Consider the following 17,959-nt stretch of genomic DNA (forward strand, 5'->3'; position numbering starts at 1 on the left):
TCGCACCCCCGTTTTCGGCGATAGATTTCAGTTCGATGAGAGAAGTCTTAGCCGCAGGGGCTTAACATTTGATTTCCGCCATTCTGGAGAAGCGCGAAAGCGGAACCCTGACTGACAGGTTCACCCACAGGCGCCGACGATCTGACTATAGAGAGTATCTCAGGTGTCTCTATGACGGGGCGGCCCAAAGGTCGTGCCAGACCCACCTTCGGCACATATCTTCATTCATTTCGGGCGCGTAAGGCGCAAATTAACTCCTGCTGAGAGAAACATATTCCGAAGTATAGGCGCATCTCTACCGAGCTGTGTTGCAGGGAGTTTTTGATGATCACGTCGTCGCAGGCCAGAACGAGAGGGGAATCTCCAGTGTTTCTTGCGTCTTGCGACGGTGGGGCAGGTCCTGCGGGCGGTGCGAACGAGTGGCCGGGCTGTGCTGAACAGGCGGGGTCCGGTGCGCAGAATCACACTGTGGGCGTTGCGGCCCTGGAAAATGTATTGGGTGTCCCGATGATTCGGGCGTTTGGCGCCTGTGTCATGCCAGCGCGGTCCGCCGCCACACCAGCGTCCGGCACGCAATGGACGCAGCCGATGAATAAGACGGAGCTGGCTGTATGAGTACCGCACAACAGGTACCGTGCAGTCCAATAGGAACTTCCCGGCTCTCCGGGACAAACAAGTGGGTAAGCCATTGTCTTCCTTGAGCGTATTGATTGTTACTACCGATCGTAACTTTGCACGGACATTGCAGAGCCACATGGAGGCCGCCTATCCCGGCCTGCAGGTGCTGCTCGCCAACAATCTGATGATGGCCTACAATCAAGCCGAAGCGGGGCAACCCTCCTTCGCCTTTGTCGAGGACGGTTTCACCAAGCTTCCGGAATTCGAGATGATGCTCGCGCTCTTCTCCGCGCTTGACGTGCGGTGGGTATCGGTCATGGATGACGCCAACTCGACGCCAGCGCGGCGCTCTTCCCCGCTCTTGAATGTCGGGGCGGGTATTTTCGAACTGACAAAATCCGATAGCCCGCGACAGTTCGTCCAGTACTTTGACATGATGATCAAGGCGCCGCGGCGCAACGCGCCACCTGCAGCCACGGCACAGGCGAGCAGCGGTCGAGAGGACTTTAAGAAGATTATCCTGATTGGGTCGTCGACAGGCGGGGTCGAGGCGTTGCGCAATGTGTTGGTCGGGTTTCCGATTCAATGTCCGCCGACATTGATTGTCCAGCATACAGGCAAGAGCTTCGGCAGTGGCCTGGTGTCTCTCCTTGACCGCATTTGCCCCGCTAAAGTCGTGGCTGCCGAGGATAACATGACGCTACAAACGGGCCGTGTCTACATTGCGGCCGGGCAACCGCGTCACATGGGGATCACCCCACGCAAACCGCATCGGATCAGGATGAAGGAGGGGCCGAATATTTCTGGCCACACTCCGTCTGTTGACGCACTTTTTTCGTCCGCAGTGCCCTGTGCCAAAGATGTTGTTGCCGCAATTTTAACCGGTATGGGGCAGGATGGGGCCAAGGGCATGCTGGAGTTGCGCAAAGCAGGTGCAACAACCGTTGCTCAGGATGAAAAGACCGCGGTGGTCTACGGTATGCCCAGGGTCGCTTGGGAAATCGGCGCCGCCCAAAAACAAGTGCCTTTGGCCCGAATGGCCGGAGCAATTCTGCAAGCCTGCAAGACCTAAGATCTGGAAGGAAGCCGCTTTGTCGACTGTTTTTCAAAATACGAACACTGTCACCGTCTTACAAGGTGACTACAAGGTCACAACGGATTCTAAGGTCGTGTTCTCGACCGTTCTGGGCTCCTGTATTGCGGCGTGTATCTATGACGATCAGAATGGGGTCGGCGGCATGAATCACTTCTTGCTGGCGTCCTCCTCCGGTGCCGGCGGGGTCAGTGCCCGCTATGGGGTGCACGCGATGGAACTTCTGATTAACGGGGTTATGAAGAAGGGCGCCTTGCGCAGCAACCTGAAAGCAAAGGTTTTTGGCGGAGCGAAGATGTCGGCGAACCTGTCCGACATCGGGGCGAACAATGCCGATTTTGTACAGCGTTTCCTGCGTGATGAAGGGATTCCGGTGGTGTCCTCCTCGGTTGGCGGTACCTCCGCCCGGCGCGTCCGCTTTCACGCATGTTCAGGGGCGGCACAGCAAACCCATGTCGCGGATGACCGTCGCTTGGGTGAAGAAGAACAGGCAGCGGTTGCTCGGACCCGCGTTCCGGCGCGCAAACCGGCGGCTGTCGACAACGTCACGCTGTTCTGATCCCAATCTGGCGCGGGCGCAAAGGCGGTTCGCGGCCAGCAGATCCCGGACCGTTTGGCCGGGGATCGGTCGACGACAGGTGCTCTCCAGTGCCTTCGAACAGAACCTCCTTCCGCGTCAGCGCTGGGACGATCTCTGCCTTTCGGCCGCGAAACCTCGACACGGGTCAAGAGGTCCGGATTAGAACGGTTTGCAGTATCGGCCAGACCTCGAGGGTCTGAATCTGTTCCGTTTCGAAAAACCTCCACACTGAGCCTTGTATCCGAGCGGAGCCTGACCCTAGTTTGATCGGGCAGCACCAATGGCGCCCGGAATCAATGTACAACACGTTTGGAAACGCACTTCGGAGGTTGGCGGTCAGGCTGGGAATGGTCTGCGCCCTGCTGGTTCCCTCCTATCTGCACGCTGAACCCCTGCGTGTCTTTGCGGCCGCCAGCCTCAAGTCCGCCTTGGATCAGGTTGTCGCTCGCTATGCAGAGGACACGGGCCAGGCCGTAACGGTTTCCTACGGAGGCTCCTCGGTGATCGCGCGACAGATTCAGCAGGGTGCGCCGGCAGATATATTCTTCTCGGCCAATTTGGCCTGGATGGATTTGCTGTCGAAAGAAGGCCTGATTGCCCCTGACACACAGGCAAATCTGCTGGGGAACACATTGGTGGTGATTGCGGCTCCTGGAGAGTCGGAACTGGAGCGTTTGCAGGATTTACCGCGTGAACTGCGGGGGCGGCGGCTGTCCATGGCTCAGATTGATGCTGTGCCAGCGGGGATCTATGGGGCAAATGCGCTCCGGTCGGCGGGAATATGGGAAGAGGTTTCGACCCGTGTGGCCCAATCCGCCAACGTCCGCGCCGCGCTTGCCCTGGTTGCGGCCGAGGCGGTGCCATATGGGATTGTTTATCGCACGGATGCCTTCGCGGAGCCGCGTGTCACGGTGGCTTACTCCATCCCGCCAGAGCTTCATGCACCGATCATCTACCCGGTGGCGGCAGTGCGGCAGTCTGAGGCGTCGAGCGCCTTTCTGGATCATCTCACGTCCAAATCGGCGATCGCCTTGTTCGCCAAACAGGGGTTTGTTCCTCTGATTGGTGAGTGATGGCAAATATGCTGACATCATTTGGGCCGGAAGAATGGAACGCGGTGCGCCTGTCCGTCAAAGTGGCGCTCTGGGCAACGCTGGTGAGTCTGCCGTTCGGCGTGGCAACGGCTTATGTGCTGGCGCGCTTCCGGTTTCCGGGAAAGCAATTGCTGAACGGCCTGGTGCACTTGCCGTTGATCATGCCACCTGTGGTAACTGGATACCTGCTGTTGCTGGGGTTTGGTCCGACGGGTCCATTCGGACGGGTGTTGGAGCCGCTTGGCATGGGGGTTGCCTTTCGCTGGACTGGCGCTTCCCTGGCTGCCGGTATCATGGGCTTTCCGCTTATGGTCAGGTCCTTGCGCCTCTCCTTCGAGTTGGTAGATCCCGGGCTGGAGCGCGCAGCCGCCACCTTGGGGGCATCCGCGCCGTGGATCTTTCTCACCGTGACCCTGCCGCTTGCGTTCCCCGGTCTGATTGCCGGCGCAATCCTGGCCTTTGCCAAGGCAATGGGTGAGTTTGGTGCGACCATCACGTTCGTGGCCAATATCCCGGGTGAAACCCAGACATTGCCCTCCGCCATCTATGCTTTCTTGCAAGTGCCGGGCGGGGAGGGGGCCGCCATACGACTGGTCGTGGTCTCGATACTGATTTCATTTCTCGCGCTGCTGCTCTCAGAGCTCCTTGGGCGCAGGCTCCGGAAGACGGGCACACCCTCATGAGTTTTGAAATTGATATTGCGCTACGCCAAGGAGCGTTTCAGCTGGAGGCAGCGTTTTCCGCACCGCAGGGCCTGACTGCATTGTTTGGGCGCTCGGGCTCTGGCAAGACGACGATCGTGAATGCGGTTGCCGGTCTGATCCGTCCGGAGCGTGGCCATATCCGTGTCGGTGATCGCATATTGTACGATGCTTCCCGGGGTGTCGCGCTTGCCACCCGGCGGCGGCGGATCGGCTACATCTTTCAGGATGCGCGGCTGTTTCCGCACCTGTCGGTGCGCCGAAACCTCTATTACGGCTACCGTCTTCTTCCCCTTCGTCGGCGCCCTGCGGAGCCGGCCCATATCGTCGACATTCTCGGGCTCGGGGCGTTGCTTGACCGATTTCCAGCGCAGCTCTCCGGAGGAGAGAAGCAGCGGGTGGCAATCGGACGGGCCTTGCTCGCGGCGCCCGAGCTGTTATTGGCAGACGAGCCGCTGACGGGACTGGACACGCCGCGGAAGCTGGAAATTCTGCCCTATTTCGAGCGCATTCGGGATGAGCTGAAGATCCCGGTTTTGTACGTCAGCCATTCCTCGGCCGAAGTCGCGCGACTGGCCACAACGGTTGTCGTCCTGGACGGCGGGCGGGTCGTTCAGATCGGGCCACCAAGAGATGTTCTGTCCGATCCAAGCGTTGTGCCAACTGGTGTTCGCAATGTCGGCTCAATCCTGCATGCGCGCATGGTGCGCCACCATGCCGACGGGCTGAGTGAATTGGATGCCGCCGGGATTCCAATCCTGGTGCCCCGTGTTACCGCCGCCTCCGGGGCGTCATTGCGGTTAAGGATCTCTGCCCATGAGGTCATTCTGGCAGACCGGTATCCCGAAGGGATGTCGGCGCTGAACATATTGCCCGGGACTGTGGCGGCTATCCGGTCAGGGGAGGGGCCTGGCGCATTGGTGACCCTTGACACTCAGGCCGGCCCCTTGCTGGCACGTGTCACGCAACGGTCGGTGGCGGCGTTACAATTGGCGCCGGGACGGCAGGCATTTGCAATCGTGAAATCCGTAGCCATCGCCCCGGAGGATATCGGGTCAGGCTAGAGCGAGCCGTAATTTTGATATTATAGATAATATATTCTTTTCATTCTTCGGCAGATCCGCTATGGGCTGAACGGCAGCGGAGACGCCAACGGCCAAGAGACGATCAGGGCGCGCAAGAATGATTGAAGTTCAAAATGTCAGTCTGACACTTGATAACAGCCCCGTTCTGAGGGACGTCAGCCTGACTCTCTCAGAGCGCCGGATTGCCATTCTGGGCAGCAATGGAAGCGGCAAAAGCACCTTTGCCCGGCTGCTGAACGGATTGCGTCTGCCCACAGAGGGGCGGGTTCTGGTCGATGGTCTCGATACAGCGAAACACGGCCGTGACATTCGTAAGAAGGTCGGGTTTGTATTTCAAAATCCTGATAACCAGATCGTTTTTCCGATTGTCGAGGAGGACGTTGCTTTTGGTCTGAAGAACCTCGGACTGCCCGCGCAAGACCGGGCGCGACTGGCCGAAGAGGTCCTTGGCAGATACGGGCTGCTATCCCGCCGGGGGCAGTCCTCGCATGTCCTGAGCGGGGGGCAAAAGCAGCTTCTGGCAATTGCCGGCGTCCTGGTGATGGACCCGGAGTATGTGGTTTTGGACGAGCCCACCACACTGCTGGACCTTCGCAACAAGTTAAAAATCGCCAATGCGATCGAGGCTCTGGAGCAGACGGCGATTGTCGTCACTCACGATCTGGATCTGGTGTCCAAATTCGACCGGGCGATCGTCTTTGAGGAGGGGCGGGTATTGGTGGATGACCAGCCTGACCGGGCCACCGTTCGATATATAAAGGCAATGCAGGATGCTTGATCTGTATGTTGCACGCGACTCTCCGCTTCATGCGCTTGCACCGGGCTGGAAAATTCTCGCGCTTGCCATTGTCTGTTCTGTACTGTTCGCCATCGATCATATCGCGCTCTCGTTGGGCGCCCTTTGCGGTACGCTTGTCCTCTACCGTGTCGCGCGGTTGTCGGTTGCCATGGCCTGGCAGCAGGTCCGCCCGGCGTGGTGGATCTTCGGGCTGATCTTTGTTGCCCAGCTGGTTTTCAACAGCTGGCTCATCGGCCTCTTTGTGATCCTGCGCTTTGCGGTGTTGTTGATGTTGGCTGGACTGCTGACGCTGACAACGAAATCCAGCGATATGATCGACGGGATCGAGGCAGGACTGACACCGCTGCGTCGCTTTGGATTTCGTACCGAGGGTATCAGCCTGGCGATCTCGCTGACCCTGCGTTTCATTCCCGTGCTGACGCAGGTGGTTCAAGAGGTACGCGAAGCTCAGAACACCCGGGGGTTGGAGCGCAATCCCTTCGCCATCGCCATTCCCTCGATCGTACGCACCATCAAGATTTCGGAAGAAATCTCGGATGCTATCGATGCCCGCGGGTTTTGAACGCCACCCTATCTAACGACCACACAAGGACTCCTCCCCATGAATACGAAGGATATCGTTCTCATCGCGCTGTTTGCTGCCCTGATGGCGGCGCTTGGCGTGGTCCCACAGATTACGCTGCCACTTGGCGTGCCGATTACCGCTCAGTCCATGGGCGTGATGCTGGCGGGCGCATTGCTGGGGGCCAAACGTGGCGGTCTGGCCATTGCGCTGTTTCTCGGGCTTGTCGCGCTTGGGCTGCCGCTGTTGGCCGGCGGGCGTGGCGGCGCGGGGGTGTTCTTCGGTGCCTCTGGCGGCTTCCTGATCGGGTTCGTCGTGGGGGCATTTGTGATCGGCTTGCTCTTTGATCGCCACAAGACCCAACCAGCGTTCCTGCTTTCTCTCATTTACATCCTGGTCGGTGGCATCGGAGTTGTGTACCTGTTTGGCGTGCCATGGCTGGCTCAAATCGCCGAACTGTCGCTGGGGCAGGCGCTTGTTGGATCTGCGGCCTTCCTGCCTGGTGACTGCGTCAAAGCTGTCCTGACTGCTTTGATTGCCCGAGAGGTCCGCAAGGCCATCCCGACACTTTGATCCGCCACGGGTTCAACTCTCGGTATGTCATCGGGGTAAAATAACATAATCAACATTACGGGGGCGTTTTAACACCCCCGTTTTGCGTTGTTCCGTCGGAGCATGGTCCTTGGTGGACCGCGCCTGGTTGCAGTGCGCGCTTGACGCGCGAAGTCAGGTCAACCCGCGCACGGTTTCAAGCAGGGCCGCATTGACGTCCACTCCCCGCTCTGCGGCGCGCTGTCGATGGGACTTGCGGCCGTCGCCGGGAAGCCGTGCGCCCTCCTGCGCGTGGATGGAGTCGACAAGACTGCGCATTTTGTCGGCAAAAGCGCCGCCGGAGCTTGCCTGCGGATCAATGGCGATGAACATCTGTCCGGTGCGCGGCGGGCCGCCTGCGGTGCCGGAAAAAGGGCTGGCTTGGGTGCCGAGGTTGGCTCCGGTCATTGCGGCCGCCATCAGCTCCACGGTCAGGGCGATCCCGACGCCCTTGTAGCCGCCCGAAGGCACCATGGACCCCTTGAGTCCGGCCTCCGGATCGGTGGTCGGCTGGCCGTCGGCGTCCAGCACCCAGCCTTCGGGCACCGGTCGGCCTTCGCGGGCGTGTTTCATGACTTCGCTCTTGGCGATGGTGCTGGCCGATTGGTCGATCAGCACCGCGACGGAGCCATCTGCATCGGGGGCGGCGATGGAGAACGGGTTGGTGCCCACCACCGGCCGCGCCCCGCCGGAAGGGGCGATCGAGGCGGGGGCGTTGGTGAACCCGATCCCAAATAGCCCAGCCTCGGCCAGACGCCGGGTGTGCACGCCAAGGACGCCGCAATTGTAAGAATTGTTCACCGCCAGCACCGCCACGCCCAACTCGCGGGCCAGTGGCACCAGCTGTTCAAATCCAAGATCGATTGCCGAGTGGGCAAACCCAGTGGCGGCATCGACGCAGATCACTGCCGGGCGCGGGTGTGACAGCCGCGGCGTTGCCGTGCCGTCGACCTTGCCGCAGCCGACGTGCTGGGCGTAGATCGGGATATAGGCAAGCCCATGGGAGGCGACACCATCGGCCTCGGTCATCGCGGTGGCAACGGCCAGTGGGCGAGCGTTTTCCTCGGATGTGCCGGCCTTGACCAGGGCGCGAAAGGCAAGGTCTTCGATCTCGCCCAGGGACAGGGTTTCAGTTGCGGTCATATGCAGGTCTTTCTGTTGGGGGCTCGTATGGGTCATCGGGTCAGGGCCCAAATGTCAGTCGTTGTCGCTAAGCCCGGCGCCGGCGCCGCGCAGCCGGCTGTCGTCGGTGGCGGGGGCAAAGGTGCGGTGGGCGAAGGTCGAAAGTCGCTGCCAGCTTTCGGCCGACACATCGGCGCGCAGCACCGGTTCGCGGCGTCCGGTCATCCTGGCAGGGGCGGTAAAGACCATCTGATCCGCCATTCTGGCCCGCAATACCGTCGTATCGCCCTGCACGCAGAGCTGGCGCCCGTCGGTGGCCAGCCGCGCCCCGGCCCATTCCGCCGCCACCGGATGACCCAGGCGTTGTGCTGCGCCGCCCATGAAGGGCACTGCCAGAAGCGGGAAGCAGATGTTCTCCATCGCGATGGTGCCGCGCTCCATCAAGCGCATCGCGCAGTCGCTGAGCGATGCACCGGCGATCAGCGGGCTCATGCGCCGCGCGGGGGCATGCCAGACGGGCGCGCGCAAGGACACGGGCGAGACGTCGATGGGCGGGATGCGGTCGTTCATTTCCAACAGATCCGCCAACAGGTCGGTGCCGGGAAAGCCGAAGGCCGACAGCCAGCGGGTACCCTTGGCCGCCTCTTCCGCAAGGCCCCACGACAGGCCAGCGCCCCGTGCGGCGCGTTTGCTCATCGCTTCGATTTCATTGAGGGAGTGGCTCATGCCTGGACCTCCGGCAAAGTGGGGTAGACCCAGAAATCCGCGGTCTCCGGCGCGAGCTCGCTGGGAAGCGGGGCATTGCCATACATGCAGATCCGCACCCAGCGATCAGAGCGCGGATCGAATTTGGTCGCGCCGAAGAACGCCAGCTTGCAGCGCAGCATGTCGATGGGAAGCACCCGGTCGGAAATCGTGTTGTCGCGGATCTCGGCATAGGGCGCGCGGCCCACGATCTGGACCCGGCGCAAGACATGACGGTGCTCCGGATGGCGCAGGATGAATTCGGCCACTTGCGCCTCGTCCGGCCAGTGTTTCAGCGCCGCATGCAGCAGGGCGGCATCGCGACCGGGGGCAAGCGGCTGTTCGTATTCCTCGATCGGTTCCTCAAACCGTTCACCAAGACGCGGTTCAAGCTTTTCCTCGGACACGTACCAGGCGCGCGCCTTGTTGCCCGGCGCGGACCAGTCGGTGTCGATGGCCCATCTGTAGACCCGGTCCAGCAAGTTGCGCAGATCACTGATCGACATGGCGCCCGCGATGCGGAAAGTGGCCGTGTTGTCAGCCGACATGGTGCCAGCCAGCTCATCGACCAGTGTTCCGTAGGGTTCCAGCATCAGCGAGGCGATCCATTCCTGCCCTTCAAGGGACAAGGTTTCCTCGGCCCAGCGGTAGAGCGTATCCCATGGGCCGGGCGCCGACAGATCCGTCCGCTCCAGGTAGCCGCGCAGCTGGTCGATGTCGTCCCGCAGCGCCTGTAGCTTGTCCACCTGAACCGGGTGTTCGGAGTGCCAGCCGTTGACCAGCTGCGCAGCGCGGTCGAACAGGTCGCGAAACAGGGCAATGTCCCCGGGGCTGGCCTGATCGAGGCCGCGCACCCGGCTGAGGGCGGTTTCCCGTGCGGCGATCCAGTTGTTGAACAGCACCGGGTGGTTGAGCAGGAAGGGGGCCATGCCAAGCCCGGTGGAATTGCCGATCCCCATCGAGCGCGCCAGTTCGGGCGCGAGGGTTGCAGCGGTCTTGCCCAACCGCGCGGCGCGGCTGTCCGCCATATGTTGCACAAGGTCGGTGACGAACCAGCGGGTCAGGTAAACCGAGAGCATCTCGGCCTGAAACGGCACCCGGAATTCGGGGCGGTCGGCGATCATCTCGCGATCTGCCGCGCCCAGCTTGCCGGAGCCGTAGACCGCGGTGGTGCGCATCAGGTAGCCGACGGCGTCGATCTGCGCCGCGTCGGGCTGTTGCCCGGCGGCCAGCGCGGTGACCACATGCTCCCACAGCCGCACCGAACGGTTGGCGCGAGAGACCGAAAGCTCGCTGCCGGTGACGCGGCCTGCTTCCTGCAGGGGAATATTCTGTGCCAGCCGCGCGATATCCTCGGGCGTCGGGATACCGTCAAACAGGGTGAAGGTCGCGTCCCAGGCGTCGGCGATCACCCTGTCGGAGCGTTTCTCCGGCGGCAGATCATGGGCAAAGGCCACCAGCGAATAGGCGCGCTCCGGTGTGTGGGCGGTATAGACCGCGTGGCCTTCGCCGCTGGCATCGATCTCGAAGGCGGTCTGTTCGAACCGCCAGCCGTCGCGGGCCATGCGGCGGGTCAGGATCCGCATGAAGGACAGGCGGGACTGATGGATGGAGCCGAGGCGCGCAAGACGCATTACCAGATCAGGATCTCGGGCGGGAACGTCAGTCATTCGGTGGGGCCTTGTGCAGGGGTCTGTGGTGGTGAGGTCCATGTGTCGTGGTCAGGCCGGGTCTGGCCGGTTGGGGCCCGGGCACAGGGGTGCGCCCGGGAGAAGGCTCAGCTGTCCTTGCCTTTAGCTAGGGTGATGCGCAGCGCGTCCCAGAGCGAGGGCAGCAGCAGCAGCGAGACCGGCACCGCTGTCACCACGATGAAGCTCTGCAATTTGGAGACGCCGCCAGCGCCGACCGAAATCAGGATCACCGCCATCAGGCCCATGGCAATGCCCCAGAACACCCGGATGGCCGCAGGGGGCGTGTCATCGTGGCTCATGGTGGCGGAAATCACATAGCTCATTGAATCGCCGGTTGTGGCCACAAAGATCGTGGTCAGGATCAGAAACAGGATCGAAATCACAAAGCCCATCGGCAGGTTGGTGGTGATCGCCAGCAGCGCGGCGGGCAGGTTGAACCCTTCGAAGGCGGCTGAGATGGTGCCGGGCTCGGCCAGTTCCATTGCGATACCGGTGCCGCCGACGATGGTGAACCAGAAATTGGTCACGATCGGTGCAATCACCGAGAGCATGAGGATGATCGACCGGATCGAACGCCCCCGGGACACCCGGGCGATGAACATCGCCATCAGCGGCCCGTAGCCCATGAACCAGCCCCAGAAGAACACCGTCCACCAGCCGAGCCAGCCGGGATCGCCGAACAGGCCAGCCTCGCCGCGGAACAGGGCCATCTGGAAGAAATTGCCGACATAGGTGCCAAACCCCGAAAAGAACGAGCCGAAGATGAACGTGGTCGGCCCCGCGACCAGCACGAACAGCAGCAACAGCGCGGCCAGCACCACGTTGATCTTTGACAAGACCTGGATGCCGCGGGACAGACCGGTCATGGCAGAGATCGTATAGATCGCCACCAGCCCCGCAATCACGGCAAACTGGGTGGCAAACACATCGGGCAGACCGAACAGTGCTGTCAGACCATAGCTGACTTGCAGGCCCAGGAACCCGATCGGCCCGACGGTGCCCGCAACCACCGCAATGATCGAACAGGCATCGGCGATCAGCCCGATAGGACCGTGGATCGCCTTGTCGCCGAACACCGGATAAAGCAGCGTGCGCGGCGCCAGCGGCAGGCCCTTTTCATAGTGGTAATGCATCAGCATCACCGTGGTCAGCGAGCCGAGGATGGCCCAGGCGAGAAACCCCCAGTGCATGAAGCTCTGCGCGATGGCCGGGTTGACGGCGGCCGCGGTCGCACCTTCGGCACCAAACAGCGGCGGTGAATAGAGGAAATGGGCGATCGGTTCTCCCGCCGCCCAGAAGACGCCCCCGCCCGCAAGCAGGGTGCACATGATCATCGACCCCCATTGGAAGGTCGTGAATTCCGGTGCCGCAAGCCCGCCCATGATCGCCCGGCCACCGGGCAGAATGCACAGCACCAGCCCGATCAGGAAGGTCGCCAGCAGCAGCACCTGCCAATACAGACCAAAGTAGGTGGCCGCAATGTTGAACCCCCAGTCGACCGCTGCCGAGAGCGCGTCGAGATTGATCAGCGCCGCCAGGCAGAACAGCGCGATAAAGCCGCCGGAGATCAGGAACAGCGGCACGTTCACGCGGCTGTCCTTCTTGATTTCGTCTTGTGTTGCGTCGGACATAAGTCCCTCCCGTTGTCCACCCGCGCCGCGTTTGCCGCGCGGGCAAGTTGTCCTCTTCGGCCGGTTATGTTGTTGCTTTGGGGCCGAAATTTTCAGAAAAGAAACGATACCAGTTGCCGCCCATGATACCGGCCACCTCGGCCTCGCTCAGGCCGGTGGCGCGCAGGCCGCGCTCGATATTGGAAAAGTCGCGGTTGTCGCGGAACCATTCGGGCATGGCGGGGAAACCGGGCGCGGATTTTGATCCCTCGCCATAGTCGATCTCCTTGGTCCAGCGGCCCACGCGCATCCATTCCACCACGCTGTCGGGCTGGTCCTGACACAGGTCGGTGCCGATCCCGAGATGCGCCGGGCCGAACCGTTCGGCGGTGCGGGCCACCATGTCGCAGAAGTCCTGCAAGCTGCATTCCGATTTGCCCTTCAGGTGATGCGGGTAGACCGAAAAGCCGAACATGCCGCCGTTTTCCGTCACCGCACGGATGACGTCGTCGCGCTTGTTGCGCAGCGCCGGGGACCAGGCGTGGGGGTTGGCATGGGTGATCGCGATGGGCCGCTCGGAATGGTCTGCCGCCGCGATGGTGGAGCGATCGCCGGAATGGCTCATGTCCACCACCAGGCCGACCCGGTTCATCTCGCGCACCACCTGCTTGCCCATGCGGGTCAGCCCGGTGTCCTCGTCCTCGTAACAGCCCGAGGCCAGCAGCGACTGATTGTTGTAGGTCAGCTGCATGAAGCGGGCGCCCAGGGTGTGCACGATCTCCACGAGGCCGATGTCATCCTCGATTGGGCTGGGGTTCTGGAACCCGAAAAACACGGCTGTGCGCCCGGTGGCGCGGGCGGTGTCGATATCGGCGGCTGACTGCCCCTTGAGGATCAGATCCGGAAATTGCTCGAACCAGCGGTTCCATTTCTCGAAGTTGAGCACCGTTTCGCGGAAATTCTCGTGGTAGGCGATGGTGACATGGACCGCGTCCACGCCACCCTCGCGCAGCTGCCGAAAGATCTTTTCCGACCAGTTGGCATATTGCAGGCCGTCGATCCGCATCACACCGGCCCGGCGCTGATGTAGGCGGTCTTGACCGTGGTGTAGAACTCCGCCGCGGCCTTGCCCTGTTCGCGCGGTCCGTAAGAGCTGTCACCGCGCCCACCGAAGGGCACGTGGTAGTCGGTGCCCGCCGTCGGCAGGTTCACGGTGACCACGCCGGTGCGCGCATTGCGGCGGAAATGGGTGGCGCGGGCGAGCGAGCGGGTCACGATGCCCGATGTCAGGCCGAAGTTGGTGTCGTTCACCACCGACAGCGCCTCGTCATAGCTGGCGACCTTGATGACCGAGGTCAGCGGCGCGAACATCTCTTCGCGGTTGATGCGCATCTGGTTGGTGGTGTTCAGGAACACGCCCGGCGACATGTAGAAGCCTTCGGTGGCCATCTCCAACCGCTGGCCGCCGCAGGCCAGCTCCGCGCCCTCGGAGCGGCCCAGATCCACATAGGCGAGGTTTTCGGCCAGTTGCTGGGCGCTGACCACCGGGCCCATCTGGGTGCCGGCCTCCAGCGCATGGCCGACCGTCATCGCTTGGGTGCCGGCCACCAGTTTCTCGACAAAGGCGTCATGCACGGCCTCATGCACCACCAGGCGCGAGGACGCAGTGCATTTCTGACCGGTGCCGCCGAACGCGCCGCCAAGCGCCAGCGTCACCGCCAGGTCCAGATCGGCGTCGTCCATCACCGCCAGCGCGTTCTTGGAGCCCATCTCCATCTGTACCTTGGTCAGGTTCTGGATTGCCGCGGCCGCGATGCCCTTGCCCACCGGCACCGAACCGGTAAAGGAAATCGCGTCGATCTGCGGGCTTTCAACAAGCCGCTGGCCGATGCTGCGGCCAGCGCCCATAACGAGGCTGAACAGCCCCCGGGGAATATCCTGGCGCGCGATGATCTCGGTCAGGGCCACGGCAGAGGCCGGGGTCACATTGGCCGGTTTCCACACCACGGCATTGCCGTAGCACAGCGCCGGCGCGATCTTCCACGCAGCGGTGGCGGTGGGGAAATTCCACGGGCTGATGATCGCCACGGTGCCGACGGGTTCGCGGCGCACGTCGATTTCCACACCAGCACGAACGGAGTCGGCATTCTCGCCCAGCTGGCGCAGGCATTCGGCGGCGTAGTAGGTAAAGAACTGACCGGCGCGATAGATCTCGCCCCTGCCCTCGGCGAGCGGTTTGCCTTCTTCGCGCGACAGCAGCGTGCCGAGTTCTTCGGCCCGGGTCATCAGCTCGGTGCCGATCGCCATCAGCACCGCCTGTTTGCGTTCCATCCCGTAGGCGGCCCATTCCCGTTGCGCGCTGCGCGCCTGCGCCAGCGTCGCATCAAGCTGATCGCCGCTTGCCTGGGCAAACAGCCCCACCAGATCGGAGAGGTCGGAGGGGTTGCGGTTCTCGATCTCGCCTTCGCCGGCCTGCCATTCGCCTGCAATCAGGTTCTTTTGAATCTCTGTCATGGGTGTCTTGCCTCGTCAGGAGTCCGTTTTTCCCGGTATGGACTCACTGAATTCCTTCAGGCAAACTTAAAGTTCTTAAGCAAATTTCAGATTTGCTGAAATACAGGAGCAACAGCATGCTCAAGATCGAGACTTTGCGCGCCTATGTGACCGTGGCCCGCAGCGGCAACCTGAGCGACGCGGCAGAGGTGCTGGGCCGAACCCCCTCGGCCCTGTCGATGATGCTGAAACAGCTGGAGGCGCATCTGGGCGAACCGCTGTTCGAGACGGATCGGAAGAACCGGCTGACGGCCCTGGGCGCTTTTGTGCTGGAGCAGGCGGAGCAGGAGGTTCAGCATTTCGACACAACCGTGCGCGCCATCGAGGGATATGCTCGCGCCGTCTACGGGCGGGTGCGGATCGCAACCGTGCCTTCGGTTGCGGGCACCATCATTCCGCAGGTGTTTTCACGCTACATCAACGACTTCGGCGAGGTGGACATCGAGGTCCGCGACATGGACTCCAACTCCATCCGGCATGAGCTGTCGCGCAATCGTATCGACATTGGTATTGCCACCAAGGGCGAACATGATGCGGGGCTGCACAGCGAATTGCTGTTGTCGGACGAGTTTGGCGTGATCTGCGCGCCGGACCATCCACTGGCGCGTCAGGCTGGGCCGGTGAGCTGGGCAGAGCTGGCCGGGCATCGCCTGATTGCCAACAGCCTCTCTGCCGGAATCGAAGCGGCCGCGGCGCGGGACCTGCACGCGCAGGCGCTTCTGACGGCGCAGAACCTGACCTCGATCTTTGGCATGCTGCGCGCGAACATCGGGATTACATTGCTGCCGGAAATGGCCACATCGGCCGCCGCCGCAGGGGAGCTTGTGTTTCGTCCGCTGGCGGATGTGACGGCGCGGCGCGAAATTCACCTGCTGCGCAAGGCCGATTCGACTCTCTCGCCCGCGGCGCGCTTGCTGGAAGAGCGCATCAAGGAGACGGTGGCAAACTTGCAGGTCGGATCGGAGGCCGTGCTCGCTGCTGCGCGCCTGTCGGACGCGTCCCGAAAAATGCCGTGAAACATGCCCCGACCGCACATCGCGCAGCCGGGGCGCACCCAGGAACTCGTTACAAAACGCTGAGCCCGCCAAGGGCTTGCTCGATGGCGATCCTCCGCTGGCCACCTGGGTATGCGTCCTGAATGAAGTCAGCGTGCCTATCGGATCTCGTTGCCACCTCAGACCATCATCCGGCGTGGATCGCTCAATAGTCCTGCAAAATAGGACAGGAACCGCGCCGCATCCGCACCGTTGATGACCCGGTGATCGTAGCTCAGATCCAAGGGCACCATCGGCACCGGGCGCGGCGTGTCGCCGTCCCAGACGGTCACGGTTTCGGTGCGGGTGATGCCAAGGATCGCCAGCTCCGGCGGGTTCACAATCGGCGTAAAGCCAATGCCACCGATGCCACCCAGATTGGAGATCGACATCGACGCGCCGCCCATCTCGTCCGGGCCGATCTTGCGGTTCTGCGCGCGGCTGGCGAGATCACGGATCTCTGCCCCGATCTGCAACAGCCCCTTTTGGTCGGCGTCGCGGATCACCGGCACCATGAGCCCATGCGCGGTATCGACGGCAATGCCGATATGAACATAACCCTTTAGGATCAGGGTCTTGCCATCGGCACTCAACGAGGCGTTGAAGCGGGGGAATTCCCGCAGCGCGCGCGCCAGCGCCTTGACGTGAAACGCCAGTGCCGTGAGCTTGACGCCCTGCACCTGTGTCTCCGCCTTGAGGTCCCGGCGCAGCGCCTCGATCGCGGTCATATCGGCGCGGTCGTGATGCGTCACCTGTGGGATCAGTGCATTGGCCGCCGCAAGATTGGCCGCCGCAATTTGGCCAAAGCGGCTCATGGGTTCTTGCGTGATGGGACCATAGGCGCTGTGATCGACCTCCCAATAGGAGGTGTCGCCCGCCGGAGCGGCGGAATTTTCGCGCTCTAGATCCTCGCGCGCGATGGTCTGGCGACCGAGATCCGCAGCGAGTTTTTCAATATCCACGCCTTTTTCGCGCGCCAGGGCGCGGACCGAAGGGGATGCGATGACGTCTGACATAAGCGCCCCCTACCAGCTGGCCGAAATATACTGGGTTTCCATAAATTCGAGCATCCCCTCATGCCCGCCTTCACGGCCCAGACCGGATTGTTTGACCCCACCAAAGGGAGCCGCGGGGTCGCTGACCAGCCCGCGATTGAGGCCCACCATGCCGTAGTCCAGCCGCTCGCAGACTTGCAGCGCACGTTTCATGTCTTCGGAGAAGACATAGGCCACCAGACCGTATTCGGTGTCATTGGCGCGCCGTATCACGTCGTCTTGGTAGGAAAACGTCTGGATCGCCGCCACCGGGCCAAAGATCTCGTCATGCACGCAGTCGGCGGTCTCCGGCACATTCGAGAGCACCGTGGGCGGATAGAAGAACCCCGGCCCCTCGGGCTGGGTGCCGCCGATCTCGATCTTGGCACCCTTGGCCACCGCGTCGGCGACAAAGCTTGCCACCTTGTCGCGGGTGTCGGCGTTCACCAGCGGGCCGACATCGACGCTTGGGTCGGTGCCATTCCCGACCTTGAGCGCGCCCATGGCGGCCGAGAACCTTCGGGTGAATTCCTCCGCCACGGCCTCATGCACATAGATGCGGTTGGCGGCAGTGCAGGCCTCGCCCAGATTGCGCATCTTGGCGAGCATCGCGCCCTCGACAGCGACATCGAGATCGGCATCGTCAAATACGATGAGGGGGGCGTTGCCGCCCAGCTCCATTGCCGGTTTCAACACCTGATCGGCGGCAGAGTGCAACAGTTTGCGCCCCACCCCGGTGGAGCCGGTAAAGGACACCACTCGCACGCGCGGATCATGTAACATGTGATCCACCAGCGCGCCTGTGCGCTTGGAGGGCAGCACATTCACCAGTCCCGGCGGCACGCCTGCCTCTTCGAGCAAGGGCATCAGCGCCAGCATCGTCAGCGGCGTCTCGGAGGCGGGTTTGATAATCACCGCGCAGCCCGCAGCCAGGGCGGGCGCGATCTTGCGGGTGCCCATGGCGGCGGGGGAGTTCCAAGGCGTGACCAGAACCGCCAGCCCCGCCGGTTTGTGCTGCACCATGATGCGCGCGCCCGAGGCGGGCGCA

General features: G+C 62.4%; 17 protein-coding genes. 9 read left to right on the top strand and 8 right to left on the bottom strand.

The annotated features are described in order from the left end of the window. Positions 1–754: 754 nt before the first annotated feature. The 8 genes from MHM97_RS18780 to MHM97_RS18815 all read left to right on the top strand — a co-directional run bounded on the left by MHM97_RS18780 (position 755) and on the right by MHM97_RS18815 (position 7,105). Entirely contained in the window at positions 755–1,690 is a 936-nt protein-coding gene (locus MHM97_RS18780; RefSeq protein WP_239324391.1) for a CheB methylesterase domain-containing protein, read from the top strand. Positions 1,691–1,709: 19 nt separating this feature from the next. Beyond that, complete coding sequence (locus MHM97_RS18785; protein ID WP_239324350.1) at positions 1,710–2,270, top strand: chemotaxis protein CheD; 561 nt, start codon at positions 1,710–1,712, stop codon at positions 2,268–2,270. A 368-nt stretch (positions 2,271–2,638) separates the two neighbouring features. Next, positions 2,639–3,364 (top strand): molybdate ABC transporter substrate-binding protein, encoded by a 726-nt coding sequence (gene modA / locus MHM97_RS18790; protein ID WP_239324352.1) that lies wholly within the window; start codon positions 2,639–2,641, stop codon positions 3,362–3,364. Positions 3,365–3,372: 8 nt separating this feature from the next. Beyond that, positions 3,373–4,068 (top strand): molybdate ABC transporter permease subunit, encoded by a 696-nt coding sequence (modB, locus tag MHM97_RS18795; protein ID WP_239324354.1) that lies wholly within the window; start codon positions 3,373–3,375, stop codon positions 4,066–4,068. Next, entirely contained in the window at positions 4,065–5,150 is a 1,086-nt protein-coding gene (gene modC, locus MHM97_RS18800) for a molybdenum ABC transporter ATP-binding protein (RefSeq protein ID WP_239324356.1), read from the top strand. The genes modB and modC overlap by 4 nt, the downstream gene beginning before the upstream one ends. A gap of 118 nt (positions 5,151–5,268) precedes the next feature. Next, positions 5,269–5,949: an energy-coupling factor ABC transporter ATP-binding protein gene (locus tag MHM97_RS18805; protein WP_239324358.1), complete on the top strand. Its 681-nt coding sequence runs from the start codon at positions 5,269–5,271 to the stop codon at positions 5,947–5,949. Continuing rightward, a complete protein-coding gene (locus MHM97_RS18810) occupies positions 5,942–6,532 on the top strand; it encodes an energy-coupling factor transporter transmembrane component T family protein (protein WP_239324361.1) in 591 nt (196 codons plus the stop codon). Before MHM97_RS18805 ends, MHM97_RS18810 begins: the two co-directional genes overlap by 8 nt. A 39-nt stretch (positions 6,533–6,571) precedes the next feature. After that, a complete protein-coding gene (locus MHM97_RS18815; protein WP_239324363.1) occupies positions 6,572–7,105 on the top strand; it encodes a biotin transporter BioY in 534 nt (177 codons plus the stop codon). 153 nt (positions 7,106–7,258) lie between these two features. On the opposite strand, the gene MHM97_RS18820 is transcribed toward MHM97_RS18815, so the two are convergent. The 6 genes from MHM97_RS18820 to MHM97_RS18845 form a co-directional block, all read right to left on the bottom strand. Then, positions 7,259–8,266, bottom strand: a complete 1,008-nt coding sequence (locus MHM97_RS18820; RefSeq protein ID WP_239324365.1) for an Ldh family oxidoreductase — start codon at positions 8,264–8,266, stop codon at positions 7,259–7,261. A 54-nt stretch (positions 8,267–8,320) separates the two neighbouring features. Next, positions 8,321–8,971 (bottom strand): DUF3726 domain-containing protein, encoded by a 651-nt coding sequence (locus MHM97_RS18825; RefSeq protein ID WP_239324367.1) that lies wholly within the window; start codon positions 8,969–8,971, stop codon positions 8,321–8,323. Next, a complete protein-coding gene (locus MHM97_RS18830; protein WP_239324369.1) occupies positions 8,968–10,659 on the bottom strand; it encodes a hypothetical protein in 1,692 nt (563 codons plus the stop codon). Before MHM97_RS18830 ends, MHM97_RS18825 begins: the two co-directional genes overlap by 4 nt. A gap of 107 nt (positions 10,660–10,766) precedes the next feature. Next, a complete protein-coding gene (locus tag MHM97_RS18835) occupies positions 10,767–12,311 on the bottom strand; it encodes a BCCT family transporter (RefSeq protein ID WP_239324371.1) in 1,545 nt (514 codons plus the stop codon). A gap of 64 nt (positions 12,312–12,375) precedes the next feature. Then, complete coding sequence (locus MHM97_RS18840) at positions 12,376–13,356, bottom strand: membrane dipeptidase (RefSeq protein ID WP_239324373.1); 981 nt, start codon at positions 13,354–13,356, stop codon at positions 12,376–12,378. Further along, a complete protein-coding gene (locus MHM97_RS18845; RefSeq protein ID WP_239324375.1) occupies positions 13,356–14,804 on the bottom strand; it encodes an aldehyde dehydrogenase family protein in 1,449 nt (482 codons plus the stop codon). The genes MHM97_RS18840 and MHM97_RS18845 overlap by 1 nt, the downstream gene beginning before the upstream one ends. A gap of 116 nt (positions 14,805–14,920) precedes the next feature. Here MHM97_RS18845 and MHM97_RS18850 point away from each other — a divergent pair, with 116 nt between their 5' ends. After that, positions 14,921–15,859, top strand: a complete 939-nt coding sequence (locus tag MHM97_RS18850) for a LysR family transcriptional regulator (RefSeq protein ID WP_239324377.1) — start codon at positions 14,921–14,923, stop codon at positions 15,857–15,859. Positions 15,860–16,017: 158 nt separating this feature from the next. Here MHM97_RS18850 and MHM97_RS18855 read toward each other — a convergent pair whose 3' ends face one another. Both MHM97_RS18855 and MHM97_RS18860 read right to left on the bottom strand, forming a co-directional pair. Next, the gene (locus MHM97_RS18855) at positions 16,018–16,893 is read right to left on the bottom strand and encodes a 2-oxo acid dehydrogenase subunit E2 (RefSeq protein WP_239324379.1); all 876 of its coding nucleotides are present in this window, start codon (positions 16,891–16,893) and stop codon (positions 16,018–16,020) included. A 9-nt stretch (positions 16,894–16,902) separates the two neighbouring features. Then, positions 16,903–17,959, bottom strand: a 1,057-nt coding sequence (locus MHM97_RS18860; RefSeq protein WP_239324381.1) for an NAD-dependent succinate-semialdehyde dehydrogenase, incomplete at its 5' end; no start/stop codon positions are given.

The organism is Epibacterium sp. Ofav1-8, assembly GCF_022348185.1.
GTDB lineage: Bacteria > Pseudomonadota > Alphaproteobacteria > Rhodobacterales > Rhodobacteraceae > Epibacterium.

What these genes read in the sequence shown, in the direction of transcription:
- MHM97_RS18780 (WP_239324391.1), top strand. Translation starts at nt 755, where the DNA reads ATGGAGGCCGCCTATCCCGGCCTGCAGGTGCTGCTCGCCAACAATCTG.
- modA (WP_239324352.1), top strand. Translation starts at nt 2,639, where the DNA reads ATGGTCTGCGCCCTGCTGGTTCCCTCCTATCTGCACGCTGAACCCCTG.
- modB (WP_239324354.1), top strand. Translation starts at nt 3,373, where the DNA reads ATGCTGACATCATTTGGGCCGGAAGAATGGAACGCGGTGCGCCTGTCC.
- modC (WP_239324356.1), top strand. Translation starts at nt 4,065, where the DNA reads ATGAGTTTTGAAATTGATATTGCGCTACGCCAAGGAGCGTTTCAGCTG.
- MHM97_RS18805 (WP_239324358.1), top strand. Translation starts at nt 5,269, where the DNA reads ATGATTGAAGTTCAAAATGTCAGTCTGACACTTGATAACAGCCCCGTT.
- MHM97_RS18810 (WP_239324361.1), top strand. Translation starts at nt 5,942, where the DNA reads ATGCTTGATCTGTATGTTGCACGCGACTCTCCGCTTCATGCGCTTGCA.
- MHM97_RS18815 (WP_239324363.1), top strand. Translation starts at nt 6,572, where the DNA reads ATGAATACGAAGGATATCGTTCTCATCGCGCTGTTTGCTGCCCTGATG.
- MHM97_RS18820 (WP_239324365.1), bottom strand. Translation starts at nt 8,266, where the DNA reads ATGACCGCAACTGAAACCCTGTCCCTGGGCGAGATCGAAGACCTTGCC.
- MHM97_RS18825 (WP_239324367.1), bottom strand. Translation starts at nt 8,971, where the DNA reads ATGAGCCACTCCCTCAATGAAATCGAAGCGATGAGCAAACGCGCCGCA.
- MHM97_RS18830 (WP_239324369.1), bottom strand. Translation starts at nt 10,659, where the DNA reads ATGACTGACGTTCCCGCCCGAGATCCTGATCTGGTAATGCGTCTTGCG.
- MHM97_RS18835 (WP_239324371.1), bottom strand. Translation starts at nt 12,311, where the DNA reads ATGTCCGACGCAACACAAGACGAAATCAAGAAGGACAGCCGCGTGAAC.
- MHM97_RS18840 (WP_239324373.1), bottom strand. Translation starts at nt 13,356, where the DNA reads ATGCGGATCGACGGCCTGCAATATGCCAACTGGTCGGAAAAGATCTTT.
- MHM97_RS18845 (WP_239324375.1), bottom strand. Translation starts at nt 14,804, where the DNA reads ATGACAGAGATTCAAAAGAACCTGATTGCAGGCGAATGGCAGGCCGGC.
- MHM97_RS18850 (WP_239324377.1), top strand. Translation starts at nt 14,921, where the DNA reads ATGCTCAAGATCGAGACTTTGCGCGCCTATGTGACCGTGGCCCGCAGC.
- MHM97_RS18855 (WP_239324379.1), bottom strand. Translation starts at nt 16,893, where the DNA reads ATGTCAGACGTCATCGCATCCCCTTCGGTCCGCGCCCTGGCGCGCGAA.